Raw genomic sequence first — 5,304 nt, forward strand, 5'->3', positions numbered from 1 at the left:
CTTCTTCATGGCCTTCTCGGCCTTCTTCTTTTTCTTCTCCAGCTCACGCTGGCGTTTTTCGAACGAGTAGTTTGGCTTCGGCGGCACTGCGTACTTTCATGTGGTTGAGCGCACACCATAGCCCATGCGCAGCGCCGGGCGGCACCACATCGCCCCGAAACCCGAATTAAATGCGCCCCGGCCCTGCGCAGGCTCAAAGCCCGAAGCGCCGCCCGATCCAGCGCACCATCAGGTGGGCGCTCAGCAGATAGGCCAGCAACACGGCCAGCACGATGGGCCAGTAGGCCCCCGGCAAGGCCACCAGGCCCAGGGCCCCGGCCAGCGGCGAATAAGGCAGCACGACCCCGATGGCACAGACCAGGCCGCTGGTGAGCAGCAGCGGCGTGCTGGCGCGGCTCTGCACAAAGGGGATGCGGGCCGTGCGGATCACGTGGATGATCAGCGTCTGGGACAGCAGGGACTCGACGAACCAGCCGGTGTGGAAAAGCGGCGCCTGGGCCACGTTGTTGGCGCCAAACACCTGCCACATCACCCAGAACATGACGTAGTCGAACACCGAGCTGACCGGCCCCAGCCACAGCATGAAGCGCGCGATGTGGCCGATCTCCCAGCGATGCGGCTGCTGCAGCACCTCCTCGTCCACCGCGTCGGTCGGGATCGCCGCCTGGGACAGGTCGTAGAGCAGGTTGTTGCTCAGCACCTGGATGGGCGCCATGGGCAGGAAAGGCAGGAAGGCGCTGGCCCCCAGCACGCTGAACATGTTGCCGAAGTTGGAGCTGGCCCCCATGCGGATGTACTTGAGGAGGTTGCCAAAGACCTTGCGCCCCTCGATCACGCCCTGGTCCAGCACCAGCAGGCTCTTCTCCAGCAGGATGATGTCGGCCGATTCCTTGGCGATGTCAACGGCGGTGTCGACCGAGATGCCCACATCGGCCGACTTGAGCGCCGGGCCATCGTTGATGCCATCGCCCATGTAGCCCACCACATGGCCGCGCGCGCGCAGGGCCTCCACCACCCGCGCCTTCTGCGCCGGCGAGAGCTTGGCAAAGACCTGCACGCCCTCGACCTGTTCTCTCAGGGCCGCGTCGCTGAGGGCCTCGACCTCGGCCCCGCGCATCAGGCGCTCGATGGGCAGGCCCACGTCGTGGCAGACCTTGCGCGTGACCACGTCGTTGTCGCCAGTGAGGATCTTGACCGCCACCCCATGTTGACGCAGCGCCGCCAGCGCAGGCCTGGCCGATTCCTTCGGCGGGTCCAGAAAGGCCACATGCCCCAACAGGGTGAGGCCCGCCTCGTCGGCCACGGTGACGGGTGGTCCGTCCGGCGGCAAGGCCTTGTAGGCAATGGCGATGACGCGAAAGCCCTCGGCATTGAGCGCCTGGGCACGGGCCTGGATGTCGGCCAGGTGGGTGGCATCGAGCGGGAAGGTCTGGCCAGCGACCTCGCCCAGACTGCAGGCGCTGAACACCTCTTCCACCGCGCCCTTGCAGATCAGCAGGCGTGCCTCGCCCCGGGCCTCCTGGCGCGCCACCACCACCGACATGCGCCGGCGCTGGAAATCGAAAGGCAGTTCGTCCACCTTCTGGTACAGGCCTTCGGCGTGGACCTTGTCGTGCACCTCGGCGTACTGCAGCACGGCCACGTCCAGCAGGTTCTTCAGGCCCGACTGGTAGTGGCTGTTGAGGTAGGCATAGGCCAGCACGGGCTCGCTGGGCTGGCCATCGAGGCCCAGGTAGCGCTCCAGGATGATGCGGTCCTGCGTGAGCGTGCCGGTCTTGTCGGTGCACAGCACGTCCATGGCACCCAGGTTCTGGATCGCGTCCAGGCGCTTGACCACCACCTGGCGGCGCGACATGGCCATCGCCCCCTTGGCCAGGTTGACCGTGACCAGCATGGGCAGCATCTCGGGCGTGAGGCCCACGGCCACGGCGGTGGCAAAGAGCAGGGCCTCGACCCAATCCCCCTTGCCCAGGCCATTGACCAGGAAGACCAGCGGCACCATCACCGCCATGAAGCGCATCATCAGCCAGGTGAACTGGCGGATGCCCTGGTCGAACGAGGTCGGCCCACGGGCACCTGTCATGGCCTGGGCGATGCCGCCAAACAGGGCCTTGGGGCCGGTGTGCACCACCAGGGCCGTGGCCGTGCCGCTGGCCACGGTGGTGCCCATGAAGCAGGTGTTGCGCAAGGCCAGGACCTCGGTGCCCTCGGGCTCGACCAGGGCGTGTTTCTCGACCGGCAAGGACTCGCCTGTCAACGCCGATTCGTTGACGAAAAAGTCGCGCGCGGCCAGCACGCGCACGTCGGCGGGGACCAGGTCGCCGGCAGACAGGTGCACGACGTCGCCGGGCACCAGGCACGCCATCGGCTCGTCGGCATCGACGTGGTCGCCATCGGGCGCGGCACCCTCGGCAGGGCGGCGCACCGTGACCGTGGTGTGCACCAGGGCGCGCAGGGCCGCAGCGGCTCGGCCCGAGCGGCGCTCCTGCACAAAACCCAGCGTGAGGCTGAGCAGCACCATCAGGAAGATGATGACCGCCGACTGCGCATTGCCCGTGAGCAGCGACACGCCCGAGAGGACCAGCAAGAGCAGGTTGAGCGGGTTGAGCAGTCGCCCGAGCAAGGCCGCCCCGGCGCTGGGCCCGGCCTCGGACCCCACGGTGTTGGGGCCTTCGCGCAGCAGGCGTTGAGAGGCTTCGCCCGCATCCAGCCCTTGTGGGCGGCTGCTCAGGGCGCGCAGCACGGTCAACTCGTCCTGGCTGGCCTGCTCGGCCAGGGCACGCCGGGCCTGAGCCTGCACTTCACGGATCTCTGCCACGGGGCCCTCCTGGATGGCCCGATGAGGGGCACTGCGCGATCATGCGCCAGCCACTTGTCCGGCACATGACAGAGGATGCCGCCAGCCACAGCCCGGCACCCTGATCAGGGTCAGGGGATGGCAAGACACCGGCGGCACCCTCGACCATCCCGAGGACTAGGGATGGGCCGACACCGGCTTTGCGCGCGACCATGGGTTCCACACCTCACCAAGGACGCACCCCATGGCCCTCACCCCCACCTTCTTCCGAACCGGTGTCCTCACTGGCCACGCGCTGGGGCTGAGCCTGGCGTGCACCCTGGCCCCGACGGTCGCCCTGGCGCAGCCCGTGGGGCTCCACACCCTCCACCCGAACCCGCTGGTCTCCGATCGGCCCCCTGCGCTGCAGGCCTGCGATCCTTTGCCAGACACCGAGCGCAAACCGGGCCGGCACATCGGCGTGGCTCTGGCGGGCGGAGGCAGCAAGGCGGCGGCCTTCTCCATGGGCGTGCTCACCGGCCTGTCCGAGCGCCAGGCCTTCAAGGAGGTGGGTGCCATCAGCAGCGTCTCGGGCGGCAGCTATGCGGCCTTCTTTCTGTTCAGCAAATGGATGATCGACCTCGAAGGCCGCCAGGGCCAGGCGGTCGATCCCCTTGCACAGCGCTACTTCGAAGACTGCATCCCCCTCAGTTACCAACGCTACCTCAGCCCGCACGCCAGAGCAGGCCTGGCCCCGCGCTACTGCGCCTTTGACCTCCAGGCTGGCCGCTTGCCTCAAACGGATGCCGCAGCCGGGGTGCCGCCTTTCCAGCCCTTCGTCCGATGCCGGCAGGACGTGCTGGAAGGCGACTGCAACTTCGAATCGGTGAGCGAGGACCGAACCGGCTACCTCCATGCCCTGGCGCTGGCGGGTGTGACCCTGGCCACGGCCGTGCCCAACCTGGTGACCCGCACGCTGTTCGACATGCCCTTGAACTATGCGCCCACGCGGCTGGCCTACCGCGATGGCATCGGCACGGCCTACGGCCTCTACCCCACCAGCGCGCGGGCCTACACCCAGGCCAGCCTGGCCGAAGCCTGCACCGGCGGGAACGCCGAGACGCCACCCGAACGCATCCAGCCCACCGCCTTCAAGAACTGCCAGGCGCGCGACAGCTTCGTGCGCATGCGCACCGACGGGATGACCTTCCAGCGGCTGCACGAGGCCTACCAGGCCTCGGCCGACATGCCCGCCTGGGTGCTGCAGGCCACCAGCAGCCCGAACCGCTCGCTGTTCGGCTGGGCGGGCGTCAACCAGCAGAACTTTGATCGCTATGTGCTGAGCATGAGCCCCTTCGCCCAATGCTCGGGCCAGTTCGGCAACGTGCGCATGCCATCCGGGCAATCCAACTCTGCGGTCGATGGCATCGGCTCACAGCTCGATCTGCTGGACGCCGTCAACGCCTCTGCCGCCTTCCTGGACGCCAACCAGGTCAAGCTGCCCCAGCCCGGGCGCCTGCTCGCCGCCCTGGGGCTGCATGCGCTGAACCTGGACTGGGGCATCGACATCCGCAACAACCTGGCGGGCAGCACGGGCCGAGGCCATGTCCACTCCGCCCTGCCCTTCCCGCTGTACTACCTCGACAGCCTGCACGCCGCCGTGGTGGCGCAAAAGCCCAGCAACGAGCGCTCGGCCTACATCCGCGTGATCGATGGCGGCAACAGCGACGACCTGGGCGCCTACACCCTGATCAAGGCGGGCTATGCCACCGTGATCATCTCGGACCACTCGGGCGACGCCGACGGCACCCTGGAAGACCTGTGCCGCCTCGCCATCGAACTGCCACGCCGCAGCACCCGCCTGCACCTGCGCCTGCCCGGCCTGCAGGATTTCGACGCCGGGTGCGCGCACCAGGCCAGCCTCTCTGAGCCGGACGAAGCCGCAGGAAAGGAAGCCCCCTTCCACCAGACCGAGGCCGCGCCTCCGCCTCCCCACCGCTACCCGATCTGGGCCTGGGCACACCCCGTGCTGCTGGGGTGCCTCGTCAGCGATGCCGCGCAACCCGCCTGCGCGTGCACACCGGCGCAAGCCGCCCAAGGCGCCTGCCAGCAAGGGGCCTGGCACGCGGCGCAAAGGGTGATCGTGATCAAGCCGGCCTTCGACATGGCCGCCTTCGCCCACGAACAACTCGACGAAGCCGGCCTGCTGCGCGACTGTGGCGAGCACACGCAGCTGCCCTGCGAGGCCGCCAGCTACGTGCTCAGCCGCGGGCCGCTCAGCAAGGTCGCCCACGCGGCGCGCAGCCTGCCCGAAGGCGAACCCCTGCCCGCCTCGGCCTTCAAGGGGCTGGACTTCCCCCAGCACAGCACCGTGTTGTCGACCTTCAACTCCAGCGCCTACCTCTACGGCGCCTACAAGGACCTGGGCGCCCACCTGATGAAACAGGCCTGGACGCGTGCCCAGTGGCCCGACGCCGACTTCGCGCGCGAGGTCGCCGCCCAGGCAGCCAAGCCGGTTCGGTCCGCAA

Annotated in this window: 1 protein-coding gene and 1 pseudogene; one reads left to right on the forward strand and one right to left on the reverse strand. The window is 68.5% G+C overall.

Annotated elements, in window-relative coordinates; translation table 11 throughout:
* Window positions 1–193: 193 nt before the first annotated feature.
* Complete coding sequence (gene mgtA, locus QZ994_RS18530; RefSeq protein WP_290877148.1) at window positions 194–2,818, reverse strand: magnesium-translocating P-type ATPase; 2,625 nt, start codon at window positions 2,816–2,818, stop codon at window positions 194–196.
* 223 nt (window positions 2,819–3,041) lie between these two features.
* Between mgtA and QZ994_RS18535 the strand changes: the two are divergent.
* Window positions 3,042–5,304, forward strand: a pseudogene (locus tag QZ994_RS18535) (hypothetical protein); the annotation flags it as partial.

Origin of the sequence: Aquabacterium sp. (assembly GCF_021768455.1) — a bacterium.
Taxonomy (GTDB): Bacteria; Pseudomonadota; Gammaproteobacteria; order Burkholderiales; family Burkholderiaceae_C; genus Aquabacterium.